The organism is Stenotrophomonas sp. JC08, assembly GCF_052180205.1.
Taxonomy (GTDB): Bacteria; Pseudomonadota; Gammaproteobacteria; order Xanthomonadales; family Xanthomonadaceae; genus Stenotrophomonas.
The window spans coordinates 2,714,538-2,731,532 of record NZ_CP197473.1 but is presented as its reverse complement, the minus strand read 5'-3'; the positions used below and the strand labels follow the sequence as shown (position 1 = coordinate 2,731,532).

The 16,995-nt window shown below is 66.8% G+C and carries 14 protein-coding genes; 12 read left to right on the top strand and 2 right to left on the bottom strand.

The window, feature by feature from the left end:
- Window positions 1-25 precede the first annotated feature (25 nt).
- From ACSBPQ_RS12495 to hemC, 9 genes are all read left to right on the top strand, one after another.
- The gene (locus tag ACSBPQ_RS12495; RefSeq protein ID WP_442682454.1) at window positions 26-2,197 is read left to right on the top strand and encodes a TonB-dependent siderophore receptor; all 2,172 of its coding nucleotides are present in this window, start codon (window positions 26-28) and stop codon (window positions 2,195-2,197) included.
- 8 nt (window positions 2,198-2,205) lie between these two features.
- Entirely contained in the window at window positions 2,206-2,763 is a 558-nt protein-coding gene (pnuC, locus tag ACSBPQ_RS12490; RefSeq protein WP_442684586.1) for a nicotinamide riboside transporter PnuC, read from the top strand.
- Between the two features lie 565 nt (window positions 2,764-3,328).
- On the top strand, window positions 3,329-5,533 hold the full coding sequence (locus ACSBPQ_RS12485; RefSeq protein WP_442684585.1) for a nitric-oxide reductase large subunit: 2,205 nt from the start codon (window positions 3,329-3,331) through the stop codon (window positions 5,531-5,533).
- Between the two features lie 217 nt (window positions 5,534-5,750).
- Window positions 5,751-6,149 (top strand): SirB2 family protein, encoded by a 399-nt coding sequence (locus ACSBPQ_RS12480; RefSeq protein ID WP_442682453.1) that lies wholly within the window; start codon window positions 5,751-5,753, stop codon window positions 6,147-6,149.
- Between the two features lie 155 nt (window positions 6,150-6,304).
- The gene (locus ACSBPQ_RS12475) at window positions 6,305-6,628 is read left to right on the top strand and encodes a DUF3817 domain-containing protein (RefSeq protein ID WP_442682452.1); all 324 of its coding nucleotides are present in this window, start codon (window positions 6,305-6,307) and stop codon (window positions 6,626-6,628) included.
- A 558-nt stretch (window positions 6,629-7,186) separates the two neighbouring features.
- Window positions 7,187-9,106, top strand: coding sequence for a glucans biosynthesis glucosyltransferase MdoH (mdoH, locus tag ACSBPQ_RS12470; RefSeq protein WP_442684584.1), 1,920 nt, complete (start codon window positions 7,187-7,189; stop codon window positions 9,104-9,106).
- Between the two features lie 52 nt (window positions 9,107-9,158).
- Window positions 9,159-9,821: an alpha/beta hydrolase gene (locus ACSBPQ_RS12465; protein WP_442682451.1), complete on the top strand. Its 663-nt coding sequence runs from the start codon at window positions 9,159-9,161 to the stop codon at window positions 9,819-9,821.
- Between the two features lie 40 nt (window positions 9,822-9,861).
- Window positions 9,862-10,602, top strand: coding sequence for a LytR/AlgR family response regulator transcription factor (locus tag ACSBPQ_RS12460; RefSeq protein ID WP_442684583.1), 741 nt, complete (start codon window positions 9,862-9,864; stop codon window positions 10,600-10,602).
- A gap of 31 nt (window positions 10,603-10,633) precedes the next feature.
- On the top strand, window positions 10,634-11,545 hold the full coding sequence (gene hemC, locus ACSBPQ_RS12455) for a hydroxymethylbilane synthase (protein WP_442682450.1): 912 nt from the start codon (window positions 10,634-10,636) through the stop codon (window positions 11,543-11,545).
- A 113-nt stretch (window positions 11,546-11,658) separates the two neighbouring features.
- Here the strand turns inward: hemC and ACSBPQ_RS12450 are convergent, their stop codons facing one another.
- Window positions 11,659-12,435, bottom strand: a complete 777-nt coding sequence (locus ACSBPQ_RS12450; protein ID WP_442682449.1) for a DUF481 domain-containing protein — start codon at window positions 12,433-12,435, stop codon at window positions 11,659-11,661.
- 161 nt (window positions 12,436-12,596) lie between these two features.
- Here ACSBPQ_RS12450 and ACSBPQ_RS12445 point away from each other — a divergent pair, with 161 nt between their 5' ends.
- A complete protein-coding gene (locus ACSBPQ_RS12445) occupies window positions 12,597-13,562 on the top strand; it encodes a helix-turn-helix transcriptional regulator (protein ID WP_442682448.1) in 966 nt (321 codons plus the stop codon).
- 96 nt (window positions 13,563-13,658) lie between these two features.
- Here the strand turns inward: ACSBPQ_RS12445 and ACSBPQ_RS12440 are convergent, their stop codons facing one another.
- Window positions 13,659-14,258 carry a lipocalin family protein gene (locus ACSBPQ_RS12440; protein WP_442682447.1) on the bottom strand — a complete coding sequence of 200 codons (600 nt, stop codon included), beginning with the start codon at window positions 14,256-14,258 and terminating at the stop codon, window positions 13,659-13,661.
- A 139-nt stretch (window positions 14,259-14,397) separates the two neighbouring features.
- Here ACSBPQ_RS12440 and ACSBPQ_RS12435 point away from each other — a divergent pair, with 139 nt between their 5' ends.
- Both ACSBPQ_RS12435 and ACSBPQ_RS12430 read left to right on the top strand, forming a co-directional pair.
- On the top strand, window positions 14,398-14,715 hold the full coding sequence (locus tag ACSBPQ_RS12435; protein WP_442682446.1) for a hypothetical protein: 318 nt from the start codon (window positions 14,398-14,400) through the stop codon (window positions 14,713-14,715).
- 68 nt (window positions 14,716-14,783) lie between these two features.
- Complete coding sequence (locus tag ACSBPQ_RS12430) at window positions 14,784-16,931, top strand: prolyl oligopeptidase family serine peptidase (RefSeq protein WP_442682445.1); 2,148 nt, start codon at window positions 14,784-14,786, stop codon at window positions 16,929-16,931.
- The last annotated feature ends 64 nt before the right edge of the window (window positions 16,932-16,995 follow it).

Here is a 16,995-nt window from a genome sequence, read left to right as displayed (position 1 = left end):
CCCCCATCCGGCTGATGACGAACGAATGAACCGCTGCTACCGAATCACGTTGTTGAGCGCTGCGCTGGGCGCGGCACTGCCGCTGCACGCCAGCCCCCTTGAAGCCGAGGCGCAGGAACGCACCGCCACCGAACTGGCGACCGTGCGCGTGCAGGCCGAGCAACCCGGTGCGAAGGACACGCAGTCCAACAGCTTCGGCCCCGGCGACTGGAAGAACACCCCGGCCTCGATCAACGTGCTGGACCGTGAGCTGCTCGACAGCCGCCACGTCCGCAGCCTCTCCGAACTGGCCCACAACGATGCCTCGCTCGGCGACAGCTACGCGCCGGTGGGCTACTACCAGAACATCGCCATCCGCGGCTTCGCGCTGGATACCGCCACCGGCTACCGCTTCAACGGCCTGAGTGTTGCCGGTGAACAGCGGCTGGCGCTGGAGAACGTGCAGCAGGTGGAAATTCTCAAGGGCGAGGCCGGGCTGGCGGCGGGCGTTATCGCGCCCGGTGGCGTCATCAACTATGTGGGCAAGCGCCCGGCCGAGGTGCGCAGCATCACCCTCGCCACCGATGCCGAAGGCACCCGCTATGCCGCCATGGACGTAGGCCACTGGATCACCCCGCGTATCGGCGTGCGCTTCAACGCGGCATGGGATGACAGCGGCTCCTACATCGAGCATGGTGATGGCCGTCGCAATTTCTACGCGCTGGCCACCGACTGGCTGATCGGTGAGCGCGGCAAGCTGCAGCTGGATGCCAACTACCAGACCAGCGCGCAGCGTTCGGCCTCCGGCTACCAGCTGCTCGGCGCGGTGGCACTGCCCGATGAGGTGGATCCCAAACACATGCTCGGCTACCAGGCCTGGCAGCAGCCGGTGGGCATCGACAGCACCAACCTCAGCGCACTGCACACCTACGATTTCAGCCCGGCCTGGCAGTCGCGGGTGGTGGCCAGCTACAGCCGCTCGATCATCGATGACAACGTCGCCTTCGCCTATGGCTGCTACTACGCCACCGAATGTGCCGACGGCAGCGTGCCGGGCAACTTTTTCGCGCCCAATGGCGACTACGACATCTACGACTACCGCAGCCCGGACGACACCCGCCGCAACCGGCAGCTGCGCGCCGAACTGCGTGGCCGCTTCACGACCGGCGACATCGAGCACCAGCTGACGCTGGGCGCCGACTACTTCGACCGCACCGTGGACCGGCGCCGCAACGTCAACGACTACGTCGGCACCGGCAATATCCACGATCCGGAGGTGCCGCAGTTCAGCCCTTCGCCGCTGCAGCCCGGCGCCCATGTACGGCGGCTGGACAGCGCGCAGAAGGCGCTGTTCGTGCTCGATCGTATCCGCATCGCCGGGGATTGGCAGTGGCTGGCCGGTGGCCGTTTCGTGCATCTGGATGAGCGCGCGTGGGACAAGCGCGGCAATCCCGAACGCGCCAGCCGGCTGTCGCGCTTCCTGCCGCAGACCGCACTGATCTGGAATGCGAATGACGCCCTCAATCTCTACGCCAGCTATGCGCAGGGCATCTCGCTCGGCCAGGAAGCGCCGTTCTGGACGACGAACGAAGGCACCTACCTGCCCGCCGTACGCTCGCGCCAGATCGAAGTGGGCGCCAAGTACACCCACGCCGATGCGCTGACGCTGGGCGCGGCGCTGTTCCGCACCACCCGGCCGTTCCAGTACGCCATGCCTGACGACAGCGCCTATGGTCATACCTTCGTGCAGCAAGGCCAGCAGGCCCATACCGGGCTGGAGCTGAGTGCGCAGGGTCGTATCAGCGAGCGTCTGCAGCTGACCGCCAGCGCCAGCGTGCTGCAGGCCCGTGCACGCGACACCGGCACGCCGGCGTATGAAGGCCATCAGCTGATCAACGTGCCGCGCACGCGTGCCACCCTGCACGTGGACTACCAGCTGCCGTTCGTGCCGGGCCTGAGCGTCACCGGCGGCTGGCGCTATGCGTCCTCGAATGTGGCCACCGCCGATGGCCGCGTGCGTGCGCCCGGCTACAACGTCGCCGATGCCGGCCTGTGCTTCCAGCACCGGCTGCACGGACATGCGCTGAACTGGAACCTGTCGGTGGACAACGTGTTCAACCGCTTCTACTGGCGCGATACCGGCAGCAGCTCGGGTGACTACTACCTGTTCCCCGGTGCGCCGCGCCAGGCGCGCCTGTCGGTCAGCATCGCGCTGTGAACCCGGTATTGCTGGAATGGTCGGCGGTCGGCTTCAGCATCCTCGGCGTCTGGCTGATGGCGCAGCGGCGGATGCTGGCATGGCCGGTCGGGCTGGTGTCGGTCGGCCTGTACGCGCTGGTGTTCGCCGACGCCCGGCTGTATTCGGACATGCTGCTGCAGGGCGCGTTCGCCGCGTTCCTGCTGTACGGCTGGTTCAACTGGCGGCGGCGGGTGCAAGGCGACGGACGCGTGACCATCGCCGCGCTGCCGGGGGCGCATCTGTGGCGTGATCTGGGGTTGGGCGTGCTGTTCGGCCTCGCCCTCGGCGCGGCCATGCACCACTTTACCGATGCCGCGCTGCCGTGGCTGGATGCGATGCTGGCCGCGCTCAGCCTGGTCGCGCAATGGTGGCAGGCCCGCCGTCATGTCGCCGCATGGTGGCTGTGGATCGTGGTCGACGTGGTGTACGTGGGCATGTACGCGGTCAAGTCGCTCAACCTGACCGCCGGGCTGTATGTGCTGTTCATCGCCCTGGCGGTGATGGGCCTGCGGGCATGGACGAAGGCGGCGAATAAGGCCGCCTGAAATCGGAAAGGCCACAAGAACACCGGGCCGGCGGCAGGGCGGTGCGATTCCGGGGCTGCCTCTGCCATTCCAATCTGCGCGGGGCCGGTGACAGATGGGCAGGTCATCAGCGCATGGTTTCGATTGCAACAGTTTCCGCAGGTTCGCGGGTGGCGTGATCCGCTGCGGCCTCGCAATGGTAAATCCCGCCACATAGGCGGAAGATGGCCCGGCACGCTTGGGGCAGGGCAGGTGGCCTGGGAGTTCCAGCCGCCTGTCCAAACGGTTTGCATGCTGCCTGGGCTTTGTTGCAGTCATGGGCCTGGAGGCGGGGCAAACCGGTCGCAGGGGTGCGGGGTGGTCGCACAGCGGTGGGAAAGTGCAGTGTGGCAAGTGATCCCTGCGGCCCGCGTGGCGGGCTTCATGGGGCTGCACTTGACCAAAGTCAACATACGGTTGTGCGTAACTGGGGAATATGGCGCTGTCTTCCGGATAGAAGGGGCAAGCTGTGGAACCAAAGAGCGTAAAAATAACCAGACAGCTATGGGTGGGTTTAGGCGCCCTGCTGATCATCAGCTTCGGCATCATGCTTTGGCTGGGCAAGGATCTTTACCAGACCGCGCCGCCGATGCCGGAGAAGGTCGTCACCGAGAGCGGGCAGGTGGTCTACACCCGTGACGACATCCAGGTCGGGCGGCAGGTATGGCAGAGCATCGGTGGTCACCAGAACGGTTCGATCTGGGGCCATGGTGCGTTGATCGCACCTGACTGGTCGGCCGAATGGCTGCACCGCGAGGTGCTGGCGATGCTGGACCTGCGCGCGCAGGCCGAGTTCGGGAAAGCGTACGAGGCGCTGGATTCGAGCGAGCAGGCCAAGCTGCAGGCCGAGATCAAGCCTGAAATCCGTCGCAATACCTACGATCCGGCCACCGGAACGATCGTCATTTCCGACGAACGTGCGCAGGCCATCGCGCAGGTGGGCACGCATTACTCCAGCGTGTTCTCCGACGATGCGGCTACCGCCGAATTGCGCGAGGCCTATGCCCTGCGCGAGAACCCGGTGCCCGACGCCGAGCATCGCGCCAAGATGAACGCCTTCTTCTTCTGGGCGTCGTGGGCGACGGTGACCAATCGCCCGGGTGATGTGAAGTCGTACACCAACAACTTCCCGCACGAACCGCTGGTCGGCAATACGCCCACCTCCAGCAGCTTCATGTGGTCGATGTTCTCCATTCTTTTCATGATTGCCGGCATCGCCTTGCTGGCCTGGCATTACGCGGTCTACCACGGCAAGGAAAAGCCGCTGGTGCCGCCGTCCACCGATCCGTCGCTGAGCATCACGGTGACGCCGTCGATGCGTGCCACCGCCAAGTATTTCTGGGTGGTGATGGCGCTGTTCCTGGTGCAGATCCTGCTGGGTGCAACCACCGCGCACTACCAGATCGAAGGCCAGGAGGCCTACGGTTTCCAGCTGGCCAACTACCTGCCCTACGCGGTGACGCGCAGCTGGCACACGCAGCTGGCCATCCTGTGGATCGCCACCGCGTGGCTGGCCACCGGCCTGTACCTGGGGCCGGCGATTTCCGGTCATGAACCCAAGTACCAGCGGCTGGGGGTGAACTTCCTGTTCATCAGCCTGATCGTCATCGTGGTCGGCTCGTTCGCCGGGCAGTGGCTGGCGGTGATGCAGAAGCTGGGTCTGGACAAGAACTTCTGGTTCGGCCACCAGGGCTGGGAATACACCGACATCGGCCGCTTCTGGCAGGTGTACCTGTTCATCGGCCTGATGCTGTGGCTGGTGCTGGTGGGCCGCGCGCTGTGGCCGGCCCTGCGCAGCAAGACCCATGAAGCCCGCCATATCGCCGGACTGCTGTTCCTGTCCACGGTGGCGATCGGCCTGCTGTATGCCGCCGGCCTGATGTGGAAGGAACACACCCACATCTCGATCATCACCTACTGGCGCTTCTGGATCGTGCACCTGTGGGTGGAAGGCTTCTTCGAGGTGTTCGCGGTCGCGGTGATCAGCTTCATCTTCGTCAAGCTGGGGCTGGTGCGTGGCCGCTCGGCGACGATCAACGTGCTGTTCGCCACCATCGTGTTCATGGCCGGCGGTGTGCTGGGCATGTTCCACCACCTGTACTTCGCCGGTGTCACCACCGGGGTGATCGCGGTCGGTGCGGGTATATCCGCGCTGGAGGTGGTACCGCTGGCGCTGATCGGGCTGGAAGCCTATGAGACCTGGAGCAACAGCCGCGCCACGCCGTGGATGGAGCGCTACCGCTGGCCGATCATGTTCTTCCTGGCGGTGAGCTTCTGGAATCTGGTGGGCGCCGGCCTGCTGGGCTTCCTGATCAACACCCCGCTGGCGCTGTTCTACATGCAGGGTACCAACCTGACCGCGGCCCACGGCCACACGGCGCTGTTCGGTGTGTACGGCATGCTCGGCATCGGCCTGATGCTGTACTGCCTGCGTGGCCTGCGCCCGGATGCGGTGTGGAAGACCGGTCTGCTGCGCGGCGGCTTCTGGGCGATGAACATCGGCCTGGCGCTGATGGCCATCCTGACACTGCTGCCGATGGGCGTGCTGCAGCTGGAAGCCAACCTGGAGCACGGCTACTGGTATGCACGTTCGGCGGAGTTCATGAACCGCTCGATCATCGACCTGCTGGTGTGGCTGCGTGTACCGGGCGACACGATCTTCGCGGTCGGTGCACTGCTGGTGGGACTGTTCGTGGCGGCGCTGTGGCTGAGCCCCGGCAAGGTCACGCAGTCCGGCAACAACACGCGCTGATCCCCGCGTGATGGTGTGAAAGGCAAGGGGCGGCTTCGGCCGCCCTTTGTCGTTGCGGGCATGGCATCACCAGTGCCGGCGGCAACGGCTCACAGGCCGGCCGGCTGATGCAGGTCAAGATGGTGTCGTACCGCTTCGGCCAGAATGTGGCCATCAGGCGGCACCGGCCACGGCAGTGGTGGCCGCCATCGCCAGTGACGTCCTTCGAGGTCTATCGATGATCGAGTTCTACCCGCAGATCAAAGCCGTCCATATCGCGATGGCCCTGTGCAGCGGCCTGATTTTCGCGCTGCGTGGTGCCGGTGTGCTGGCCGGTATGCGTTGGCCGCATTGGCTGGTGGTGCGCTGGTTCAGCTACAGCATCGACACCGCGCTGCTGACCGCGGCGCTGATGCTGCTGACGATATTGCCGGGCGCGATGTTCGCCAATGGCTGGCTGACGGTGAAGCTGGTGCTGCTGGTGATCTATATCGTGCTGGGGGTGTTCGCGCTGCGGCGCGGCCGGACGCGGGCGGTGAAGGCCGGGTTCTATGCGGCGGCACTGCTGGTGTTCGCGATGGTGTATGCAATTGCACGCATGCACGACCCGCTGGGATTCCTGCATTTCTTCGGTTGAGCGGGCGGTAGCGGCCGGAAGGCTTCCAGTCGCAGGTCGATGCCCGGGCCATGGGCCGGGTTGATAGGCGTTAGGAGTGCGGACGCCTGCAAGCGTCGCTGCGGCAGCGGCTCGCCTACAATCGCCGCTCTTCAAATTGCTGGAACCGCATCCCCATGCCCGTGAAATCCCTGTCTCCCGCCGGACGGCTGTTCGCCATCGCCGCCTTTGTCGAAGCTGTGACCTGGGCGGGGCTGTTGATCGGCATGCTGCTGAAATACGGCACGCAGACCACCGATCTGGGGGTGTGGCTGTTCGGTCGCCTGCATGGGCTGGCGTTCCTGTTCTACGTGGCGGTGAGCCTGTATGCATGGGGCAAGTTGAAGTGGCCGCTGTGGGCGGTGCTGGTGGCGCTGCTGGCGGCGATGCCGCCGCTGGTGACCGTGCCGGTGGAAATGTGGTTCCGCCGTATCGGCCTGCTGTCCGATCGTCCGGCCTGAGCGGCGCAAAGTACCGGGCCAGTTGAAAACGCCGGTGCTTCCACTGCAGCCGCTGGATATGGCCGGTATGACTGGCCGGTGGCGGTGAGGGTTTTGGTAGGAAAAGCCGGGCGCATTCCCGCAATGGATGCAGGCGCGCTGCGTCGCGGCCCGGCGTGGTGGCGCATGCGGTAATGTCCTGGCGTGACCATCTCTGACCGGTGCCGGACTGCTTTCTGGCAGTGCGGGCCGCGGACGGGACAACCTGCGGGAAATACTTCCAGGCTGTTTTGTTTGCAGGATAATTCCCCGCCGCCGCAACGCCCCAAGGCGGCGGCCAGAGGGCCATGACACGCCGTCACTCCCCGTCCAACACGGGATCTGTGCGGTGCCCAGCAGTGGCCTTGTCGCGCTGCGGATGGTCTGTTCGCGCCCTGTTTATGGTGCGCCCTCTAGCTTCCGTACTCCCACGTCGTCACACAGAGGTAAGCCGGTGCATCACGGAAATAGCGCTCATGCCTGTCCGGACCGGGGTTGTCGCCCGGCCCGCTGTTGTCCCGCCGTCGCGGCGGTGGAGCGTTGTCGGTGACGCCGGTGGCTGATGCCACGCCGTGCCGCGATGCCGGCATCGCCATCCTGCCGGACGAACATCCGTTGCCGATGCCCGAGCAGTCCCTGCGCACCGGTCGCCTGCAGGTGCCGCGGCAGGGCACCGCGCCGCGCAATATCCTGCTGCGGCGGCTGTATGTGTTCGGCGCCACCGCGCTGATGACGGCGGCGGCGACCTGGATGATGGCGCGGGTGCTGGCCAACGGTGGCATCAACGTGCTGGAGGCCTGCCTGCTGGTGTTGTTCGTGCTGCTGTTTGCGTGGATCGCACTGTCCTTCGTCGGCAGCCTGGCCGGCCTGCAGGCGCTGCTGCGCGGCCGGCGCAAGCTCGGTATCGATCCGGCCGCGCCGTTGCCGGTGCTGGGCACCCGCACCGCGCTGCTGATGCCGACCTACAACGAGGACCCGCGGCGGATGATGGCCGGGCTGCAGGCGATCTATGAATCGGTCGCGGCCACCGGGCAGCTGGACCATTTCGATTTCTTCGTGCTCAGCGACACCACCCGCGAGGCGACCGGCCGCGCCGAGGAGCAGGTGTTCGCGCGCCTGATCGAGGCAACCGGCGGCGCCGGACGGCTGTTCTATCGCCGCCGTGCCAGCAACGTCGGCCGCAAGGCCGGCAACATCGCCGACTGGGTGCGCCGTTTCGGTGGTGATTACCCGCAGATGCTGATCCTCGATGCCGACAGCCTGATGACCGGCGAGGTGATCGTGCGGCTGGTATCGGCGATGGAGAGCCATCCCACCGTCGGCCTGATCCAGTCGCTGCCGGCGGTGGTCAACGGCCGCACCGCGTTCGCCCGCATGCAGCAGTTCGGCGGCCGCGTCTATGGCCCGGTGATGGCCTATGGCGTGGCCTGGTGGCATGGCGCCGAGAGCAATTACTGGGGCCACAACGCGGTGATCCGCACCCGCGCCTTCGCCGAGGAAGCCGGCCTGCCCGAGCTGCCCGGCCGCAAGCCGTTCGGCGGCCATGTGCTCAGCCACGATTTTGTCGAAGCCGCTCTGATCCGCCGCGGCGGTTGGGCCTGTCACATGGTGCCGTACCTGCAGGGCAGCTACGAGGAAGGCCCGCCGACGCTGACCGACCTGCTGATCCGCGACCGCCGCTGGTGCCAGGGCAACCTGCAGCATTCCAAGGTGGTGGGCGCACGTGGCCTGCACTGGATCAGCCGCGTGCACATGCTGATCGGCATCGGCCACTACTTCACCGCACCGATGTGGGCGATGCTGATGCTGATCGGCGTGGCGATTCCGCTGGTGCGCGGTGGCATCGATCTGGCCCAGGAACTGCACCTGCAGCTGTCGCCCGGCCATTACTGGCGCGGGCTGGACCAGGACGGGGTGATCTGGGTGTTCGTGGTCACCATGGCGGTGCTGCTGGCGCCCAAGGCGATGGGTTATGTGGCGATGCTGACCGTGCGCGGCGAGCGCGTGGGCTGCGGTGGTGCGTTGCGCGCGCTGCTCTCGGTGCTGCTGGAAACCCTGTTGGCGGCGTTGATGGCGCCGGTGGTGATGTATGTGCAGTCGCGTGGCGTGGCCGAGGTGCTGGCCGGCAAGGACTCCGGCTGGGATGCGCAGCAGCGCGATGACGGCAGCGTGTCATGGGCCGAACTGCTGCGCCGTTATGGTGGCCTGAGCGTATTCGGGCTGCTGGTCGGGGCGATGGCCTATGCGGTCTCGCCACCGCTGGCCGCATGGATGGCACCGGTGGTGATCGGCATGGCGTTGGCGGTGCCGGTGGTGGCGTTGACCTCCTCGCGTGGCTGGGGAGACTGGTTGCGCCGGCACCGGCTGCTGTCCATTCCCGAAGAGAGCGCACCGCCGCCGGTGCTGCTGCGTGCGGCCGAGCTGAGGGCCGCGGCCATGCGCGAGCCGTTGCCGGACTGAGCCGCATTGCCCGGGCAGGCATAATGGCGGCCTGTCTTTGGGAGTGGTGGAAATGCTGGAAACGGTGGAGCAGCAAACCGGCGCGGTGCCGGAATGGTCGGTGATCTGGCTGCACGGCCTCGGCGCCGACGGCCATGACTTCGCGCCGATCGTGCCGGAACTGGTGCGCCCGCACTGGCCGGCGATCCGCTTCGTGTTCCCGCATGCGCCCAAGCGCCCGGTCAGCATCAACGGCGGCATGCCGATGCGTGCCTGGTACGACATCGTCAGCATGGATTTCCGCAGTCGTGCCGATGCCGCCGGCGTGGCCGAATCGGTGGCGCAGGTCGAGGAGCTGATCGCGCGCGAGCAGGCGCGAGGCATTCCGCTCACGCGCATCCTGCTGGCCGGGTTCTCGCAGGGTGGCGCCATCACCCTGGCCACCGGCCTGACCCGCCGCGAGCCGCTGGCCGGCCTGATCGCGCTGTCCACCTATCTGCCGGAAGTCGATGCCGCCGCCAGCCAGCTGGTGGACGGGGCCAACACCCAGCCGCTGTTCATGGCCCATGGCAGCGCCGATCCGGTGATTCCCGTGCAGGTCGCCGAGCACAGCATGCAGGTGCTCAAGCAGCTCGGGTTCGACCTGGAATGGCACCGCTATCCGATGGCCCACCAGGTCTGCGCCGAGGAGATCCACGCGCTCGGCCAGTGGTTGCAGCAACGTTTCGAAGGCTGAGCGGGGGCGGGGAGCCCACGACTGGCAGACAGGCGCTCAAATCCCGGGGGATGGAATGAAAGTACTGATCGCCGATGACGAGCCGCTGGCACGCGAGCGCCTGCGTTTGCTGCTGGCCGCCCATCCGGAGGTGACGGTGGTGGCCGAGGTCGCCAATGGCGCCGAAGCCCTGCAGGCCTGCGCCGAGCTGCAGCCGGAGCTGGCCTTGCTGGATATCGCCATGCCCGGTATCGACGGGCTCGAGGCCGCCCGCCATCTGGCGCAGTTCCAGCCACGCCCGGCAGTGGTGTTCTGCACGGCTTACGACGCGCATGCGCTGTCGGCGTTCGAGGCGGCGGCGATCGATTACCTGATGAAGCCGATCCGCGCCGAGCGGCTGGCGGTGGCGCTGGAGCGCGTGCGTGCCTTTGTCGCCGGGCGCGATCCGGCGCCTGCGGCGGGAGGGCAGGCGCGGCGTGTGCTGTGCGCGAAGCTGGGTGGCAGCCTGCGGCTGATTCCGGTGGAGGACATCTTCTATCTGCAGGCCGACGAGAAGTATGTGGTGGTGCATCACGCGCGCGGGCAGGACCTGATCGAGGAATCGCTGCGTTCGCTGGAGGATGAGTTCCCCGCCCGCTTCATCCGCATCCACCGCAATTGCCTGGTGGCGCGTGAGCGGCTGCTGGAACTGCGGCGTATCGCCACAGGGCAGGTGCACGCGGTGCTGCGGGATGTGCCCGAGACACTGGAAGTCAGCCGCCGTTGCGTGGCCAACCTGAAGCAGCAACTGCCGCAATTGTGACCCCCGCGCCGGCTGCGGCGATAATGGCGCCATGACTACCCTGCGCATTGCTACCCGAAAGAGCCCGCTTGCCCTGTGGCAGAGCGAACACGTCGCCGACCGCCTGCGCCAGGCCCATCCGGGGCTGGAGGTCACGCTGGTGCCGATGAGCACCCGCGGTGACGAGATCCTCGACCGCTCGCTGGCGGCGATCGGCGGCAAGGGCCTGTTCCTGAAGGAGCTGGAGCTGGCGATGCTGCGCGGCGAAGCCGATTGCGCGGTGCATTCGCTCAAGGACGTGCCGATGGAGCTGGAGGCGCCGTTCGTGCTGTCGGCGATCCTGACCCGCGCCGATCCGGCCGACGCCTTCGTCTCCAACCACTACGCCACGCTGGATGCGCTGCCACAGGGGGCCCGCGTCGGTACCTCCTCGCTGCGCCGTCAGGCCCAGTTGCGCGCCCTGCGTCCGGACCTGCAGCTGCGCGACCTGCGCGGCAACGTCAACACGCGCCTGGCCAAGCTGGATGCCGGCGAGCATGACGCCATCATCCTGGCCTGTGCCGGCCTGGACCGCCTGGAGCTGGGCGAGCGCATCCGCGACCGCCTGCGTGCGCCGCAATGGCTGCCGGCACCGGCGCAGGCGGCGGTGGCAGTGGAATGTCGCGCGGATGCGGCCGAGGTGATCGCGCTGGTGGCCGCGCTGGACGACGCTGCGACGCGCACCTGCGTGGAGGCGGAGCGGGCGATGAACCGTGCGCTGGATGGCAGCTGCCATGTGCCGGTGGCGGGATTCGCGCAGTGGCAGGGTGCCGATGCACTGTGGCTGCAGGGACTGGTCGGCGGCGCCAGCGATGGCCGCATCGTGCGTGCCGAGGCGACCGGTCCGGCCAGCGATCCGGAAGCGTTGGGCCGCGCGGTGGCGCGGCAGCTGCTGGAAGCGGGCGCGGGCGAACTGCTGCGCTGAGCCACGGCGAGGGGCATGTCGTGGCTGCGACGGCAGTCGCGGCGACGCTCTCCAGCGGACAGATACGGAAAAGCCGGCTTGCGCCGGCTTTTCCGTGAGGTGGACGCGAGCGCTTACTTGAAGCTGTAGACCACGTTCATCGTGGTCAGCGTATCGGTCTTGCGCTTGTCCTCGGAGACGTCGCTGTTGTGACGCGCCTGCCAGCCGGCCTTCAGCGCGAAGTGCTGGTTCATGTTCACCGCGACGCCGAAATCGTTCTGCGCGAAGGTGTTGTACGAGCCCGATTCCACCAGCAGGGTGTTGACCAGCTCGGTGTTGTCGGTGATCGAGAACTTCAGGTCGAACAGGCCGCGGCCGATCAGTTCGGTGCGGCTTTTGTCGGTTTCGGCGTTGTGCGAGCGGCGCACACCGGGGCCGACCTGCGTATCCAGCGTCACCCGCTCGCTGCCGATCAGGCGCGTGCCGTAACCCAGACCGAAGCTGCTCTGGCGGTCGTAGGTGGCGAAATCGTCGTTTTCATGACGCACCGTGGCCGTCAGCTGGCGGTGCTCGCCCAGCTGCAGCGCGCTGCCGGCGCTGGCGGTATAGCGGTTGGCGGTGGTCTGGCGCTTGCGCGTGACGGTGCCGTCGTCGGCGGTCTGCTTGTACTGGGCGCTGGAGCGCAGGCCGAACAGGTCCATGCTGTGCACCCAGTCGTCGTCGCTGTGGCGCAGCTTCAGGCGGCCGTTGAAGCTCTCGGTGGTGCTGTTGCCGTGCGCCGAGGCGAAGCCCAGCTCGCCACCGCTGCCACTCCAAGGGGAAGACATCGCGGCCGCGTCGGCGGCTTCGTCGGCCCAGGCCAGTGGCGCACACAGCAGCAGCGGCAAAATCAGAGAAACACGCAGGGACATCAATCGGTCTCCAGGGCAAGGGGAAAAGGGAGGCGTTTTGATGATACCGGAGGCGTCGCCACTGACCGGTTCAGGCGGAAACGGCACTTCATCCGCGGTTGCGGAAGCGGCCGGCTGCGGCGTGGCTCCATTGCGCCGTCGAGTCGGACATAATCGGCGGCATGGACCGCTATGAACGCATCAATGCGCTGCATCGTCTCCTCAAGTCCGCCCGCTACCCGGTCACGGTGGCACGGCTGCAGGAGGAACTGGGGTGTTCCAGGGCCACGGTCTACCGTGATCTGGCCTTTCTGCGCGATGCGCTGATGGCACCGGTGGAGGGCGACGGCGAGGCCGGCTTCCGCTACCAGAGCGATGAGAACGAACGCTTCGAGCTGCCGGGCCTGTGGCTCAGCTCCGAGGAGCTGCACGCGCTGCTGGCGTCGCAGCACCTGCTGGCGCGCACCGGTGGCGGGGTGCTCTCTTCGGTGCTGGCGCCGTTGCAGCAGCGGATCGAAAGCCTGCTGGCCACCCAGGCCGGGGCCTCGTCCTGGCCGGTGGAGCGGGTCCGGGTCATCCCGCATCGCGGCCGCAAGCTGGATGAAGCCAGCTTCCGTACCGTCGCCTCGGGGGTGCTGGAGCGTAAGCAGCTGTCCTTCGAATACCGCGCCCGTTCCACCGACGAGGCGACCCGGCGCACGGTGTCACCGCAACGCATCACCCACTACCGCGACAACTGGTATCTGGATGCGTGGGATCACAACCGGGAAGCTGTGCGCAGTTTCGCGGTGGACCGCATCCACAAGGCGCGGGTGGTCGACGAGGCCGCGCGTGACATCCCCGACAGCGAGCTGGATGAACAGCTGGGCGCCGGCTACGGCATCTTCTCCGGTGCGCCCAAGGGTTGGGCGACCATCGTGTTCAGCGCCAAGGCCGCGCGCTGGGTGGCCGATGAGCATTGGCACTCCAGGCAGCAGGGGCGTTTTCTGGCCGATGGCCGGTATGAGCTGAAGGTGCCGTACAGCGTCTCGCGCGAGCTGCTGATGGACGTGCTGCATTACGGCTCGGATGCGGAAATCGTCGAGCCGCAGTCCCTGCGTGAACAGGCCAAGACCTTGCTCGCGCTGGCGCTGGGCAACTACGACTGAGCCGGCTGCGACCGCCGCCCACGAAAAAGCCCGGCGCCATGGCGTCGGGCTTTCCCAGTTATGGTCGCCGGCCAGTGTGCCGGCGGATGGGAACGGTTATTTCCGGTTGGGAACCTCGAACCCCAGTTTGCCCACCTGGTCGGGGCGCTGCGGCACGCGCTTGAGCTTGTCGGTGTTGACCTCGTACCTGTCGCGCAGGCGTTGGGCCAGCTGGCGGTACAGCGTGGCATCCATGTCCGGCTCGCGGGCGAAGATCCAGGCCATCTCGCGCCCCGGGTAGCCGATCAGTGCCCAGGAGTAGTCCGGGGCCACTTCCAGGATCCGCGAACGGGTGGGCACCACCTTGTAGAACCAGGTGCGCCAGCGGCGGTTGCCGCTGTCCTCATCGACCTTGGCGCGGATCTGGATCTGCTCCTCCGGCTCGCCGAAGCCTTCACGGAACTGGTAGCTGATGGCGACCTTGTCCTCCTCGCGCAGGGTGTAGGTGTTGATGCTGGCGACATGGCCGCGCTCGACGAAGTTGGGTACGCGGCCAATCACATACCAGCGGCCCATGAAGCGTTGCAGGTCCAGCGGGCCATCGGCATCTCCCTCCGCAACCGGCGTCGCCACAGGGGTCTGCTGTGCATGGGCGGGTGCCAGCGGCAGGGTCAGGCTCAACAACAGGGCGGACAGAAACGCTGGAATGGATCGCATTGCGGACTGGGACACCGGAAGGGATGGGTGGACAGCATGTTGGGCGGGCAGCGACGGGCGCGTCAATGGCAGGTCGCAGTCCATGAGATGGAAGGCGGTGAGGATGCACTCCACCACACTTCTGTTGCCGGAGTACGTCATGTCCAACCTGTCCGCCCCGTCATCCCGCCGCTCCCGCCAGCAGCCCGATCCGCACGTGGTGCGTACTGTCCGGCAGGTGGCGCTGGCCGGGCTGGCACTGGTGCTGGTGTGGCCGGCCGCGCGAGGCTACAGCCAGTGGATCGGCTGGCTGCCGCTGTGGCTGGTGGGCATGCCGCTGGTGGCGTGGTGGGCGCTGTACCGTTTCCGTTTGCCGGCGGCATGGCGCGGGGGCAACGGTGCCGGCAAGCGGCGTCGCGGTCCACAGGCGCGACGGGCCCGGCGCCCGCTGCGTCCACGCTGGGGACAGGCGGCCTGACCTTTGACAGGGGGAGGGCGGGAACGGCTGTGCTAGCGTTCGCGGCCTAATGTCCGCATGGAGCCAACATGTCCAGAATCACCTCCGCCTGCCTTGTCGCAGGGCTGCTTTCCTCCGGCCTGGCCGGCGCCGCCATGGCCGCTGACCCCGCCGGGGACAACTACGCCTGGCTGGAGGACGTCACCGGCGACAGGCAGCTGGACTGGGTCCGGGAGCGCAACGCCGAGTCCGAGGGCCGGCTGGCGCGCAGCGCGCAGTTCAAGCAGATGGAGGCCGGCATCCGCGAGGTGCTTGATTCGGACGCCAAGATCCCCGGCGTGCAGAAGATCGGCGACTACTACTACAACTTCTGGAAGGACAAGCAGCATGAGCGTGGCATCTGGCGCCGCACCACGCTGACCGAGTACCGCAAGGCCGAGCCGCTGTGGGAAACCGTGCTGGATCTGGACGCGCTGAACAAGGCCGAAGGCGAGAACTGGGTGTGGCATGGCGCCAACTGCCTGCGCCCGCAATACACCCGCTGCCTGATCGCGCTGTCGCGCGGCGGCGCCGACGCCGACGTCACCCGCGAGTTCGACCTGTCGAAGAAGGACTGGATCAAGGATGGTTTCTTCCGCCCGGAAGCCAAGGGCGGGCTGGGCTGGATCGACCAGGACAACGTGTTCGTCTACACCGATTTCGGTGACGGCTCGATGACCACCTCCGGCTATCCGCGCGTGGTCAAGCGCTGGCAGCGCGGCACGCCGCTGTCGGCGTCCACCCCCGTGTACGAGGGCAAGCCGGAGGACATGTACATCTCGGCGATGCACGACGACACGCCCGGCTTCGAGCGCAACTTCGTCAGCCGCACGTTGGCCTTCTACAACAACGAGCTGTTCCTGATCGGCGCAGACGATGCACATGGATGTGCGAGTGGCGCGGGCGCAGGATGCGCAGGAGCGCCCACCCTGACCAAGGTCGATGCGCCCAATTCGGCCGAAAAGGGCGTGCATCGCGAATGGTTGACGCTGGAGCTGCGCGAGCCGTGGACCGTGGGTGGCACGACCTACGCCGCCGGCTCGCTGCTGGCGACGAAGTTCGACGACTTCATTGCCGGCAAGCGCGAGTTCGATGTGCTGTTCGCGCCGACGGAGAGCACCTCGCTGGCCCGCGCGGTGTGGACCAGATCGCACGTGGTGTTGAACGTGCTCGATGACGTCAAAAACCGCCTGAAGGTGCTGACCCACGGCAAGGATGGCTGGGTGTCCAGTGATTTCACCGGCGCACCGGCGTTCGGCACCATCGGCATCGGTGCGGTGGACCCGGATGAAAGCGACGCGGTGTGGATGACCGTCACCGACTACCTGACCCCGACCACGTTGTCCCTTGCCGACATCGGCCAGCAGCCGGAAGTGCTCAAGACCATGCCGGCGTTCTTCGACGCCAGCGGCAAGGTGATCGAGCAGCACTTCGCCACCAGCAAGGACGGCACCCGCGTGCCGTACTTCGTGGTGCACGACAAGGCGATGAAGCTGGATGGCTCCAACCCGACGCTGCTGTACGGCTACGGCGGTTTCGAGATCTCGCTGACGCCGGGCTATTCCGGCGGCATGGGCCGCGCCTGGCTGGACAAGGGCGGCGTCTACGTCGTGGCCAACATCCGTGGCGGTGGCGAGTACGGTCCGCGCTGGCACCAGGCGGCGCTGAAGCAGAACCGTCACAAGGCCTATGAGGACTTCGCCGCGGTGGCGCAGGATCTGGTCCGCCGCAACATCACCTCGCCCAAGCATCTGGGCGTGCAGGGCGGCAGCAACGGCGGCCTGCTCACCGGCAACATGCTGACCCAGTACCCGGAGCTGTTCGGTGCGGTGGTGGTGCAGGTACCGCTGCTGGACATGAAGCGCTACAGCCACCTGCTGGCCGGTGCCTCGTGGATGGCCGAGTACGGCAACCCGGATACGGCCGATTGGGAGTTCATCCAGACCTTCTCGCCGTACCACCTGTTCGATCCGGCCAAGAGCTACCCGCCGGTGCTGTTCACCACCTCCACCCGCGATGACCGCGTCCATCCGGGCCATGCCCGCAAGATGGCCGCGAAGATGATCGAGGCCGGCAAGGACGTGACGTACTACGAGAACATCGAAGGCGGTCACGGCGGTGCGGCCAACAACGCGCAGGCCGCGCACATGCAGGCGCTGGCCTACAGCTTCCTGTGGGAGCAACTGGGCGGGAAGTGATGTTCCTGCCGTTCTGATCCGGGAAAACGCCACCTCCGGGTGGCGTTTTTCTTGCGTCGCTCCT

Coding starts and splice junctions, on each gene's coding strand:
- ACSBPQ_RS12465 (WP_442682451.1), top strand. CDS start 9,159: ATGCTGGAAACGGTGGAGCAGCAAACCGGCGCGGTGCCGGAATGGTCG.
- hemC (WP_442682450.1), top strand. CDS start 10,634: ATGACTACCCTGCGCATTGCTACCCGAAAGAGCCCGCTTGCCCTGTGG.
- ACSBPQ_RS12435 (WP_442682446.1), top strand. CDS start 14,398: ATGTCCAACCTGTCCGCCCCGTCATCCCGCCGCTCCCGCCAGCAGCCC.
- ACSBPQ_RS12440 (WP_442682447.1), bottom strand. CDS start 14,258: ATGCGATCCATTCCAGCGTTTCTGTCCGCCCTGTTGTTGAGCCTGACC.
- ACSBPQ_RS12485 (WP_442684585.1), top strand. CDS start 3,329: ATGCTTTGGCTGGGCAAGGATCTTTACCAGACCGCGCCGCCGATGCCG.
- ACSBPQ_RS12480 (WP_442682453.1), top strand. CDS start 5,751: ATGATCGAGTTCTACCCGCAGATCAAAGCCGTCCATATCGCGATGGCC.
- ACSBPQ_RS12450 (WP_442682449.1), bottom strand. CDS start 12,435: ATGTCCCTGCGTGTTTCTCTGATTTTGCCGCTGCTGCTGTGTGCGCCA.
- ACSBPQ_RS12495 (WP_442682454.1), top strand. CDS start 26: ATGAACCGCTGCTACCGAATCACGTTGTTGAGCGCTGCGCTGGGCGCG.
- ACSBPQ_RS12445 (WP_442682448.1), top strand. CDS start 12,597: ATGGACCGCTATGAACGCATCAATGCGCTGCATCGTCTCCTCAAGTCC.
- ACSBPQ_RS12475 (WP_442682452.1), top strand. CDS start 6,305: ATGCCCGTGAAATCCCTGTCTCCCGCCGGACGGCTGTTCGCCATCGCC.
- ACSBPQ_RS12430 (WP_442682445.1), top strand. CDS start 14,784: ATGTCCAGAATCACCTCCGCCTGCCTTGTCGCAGGGCTGCTTTCCTCC.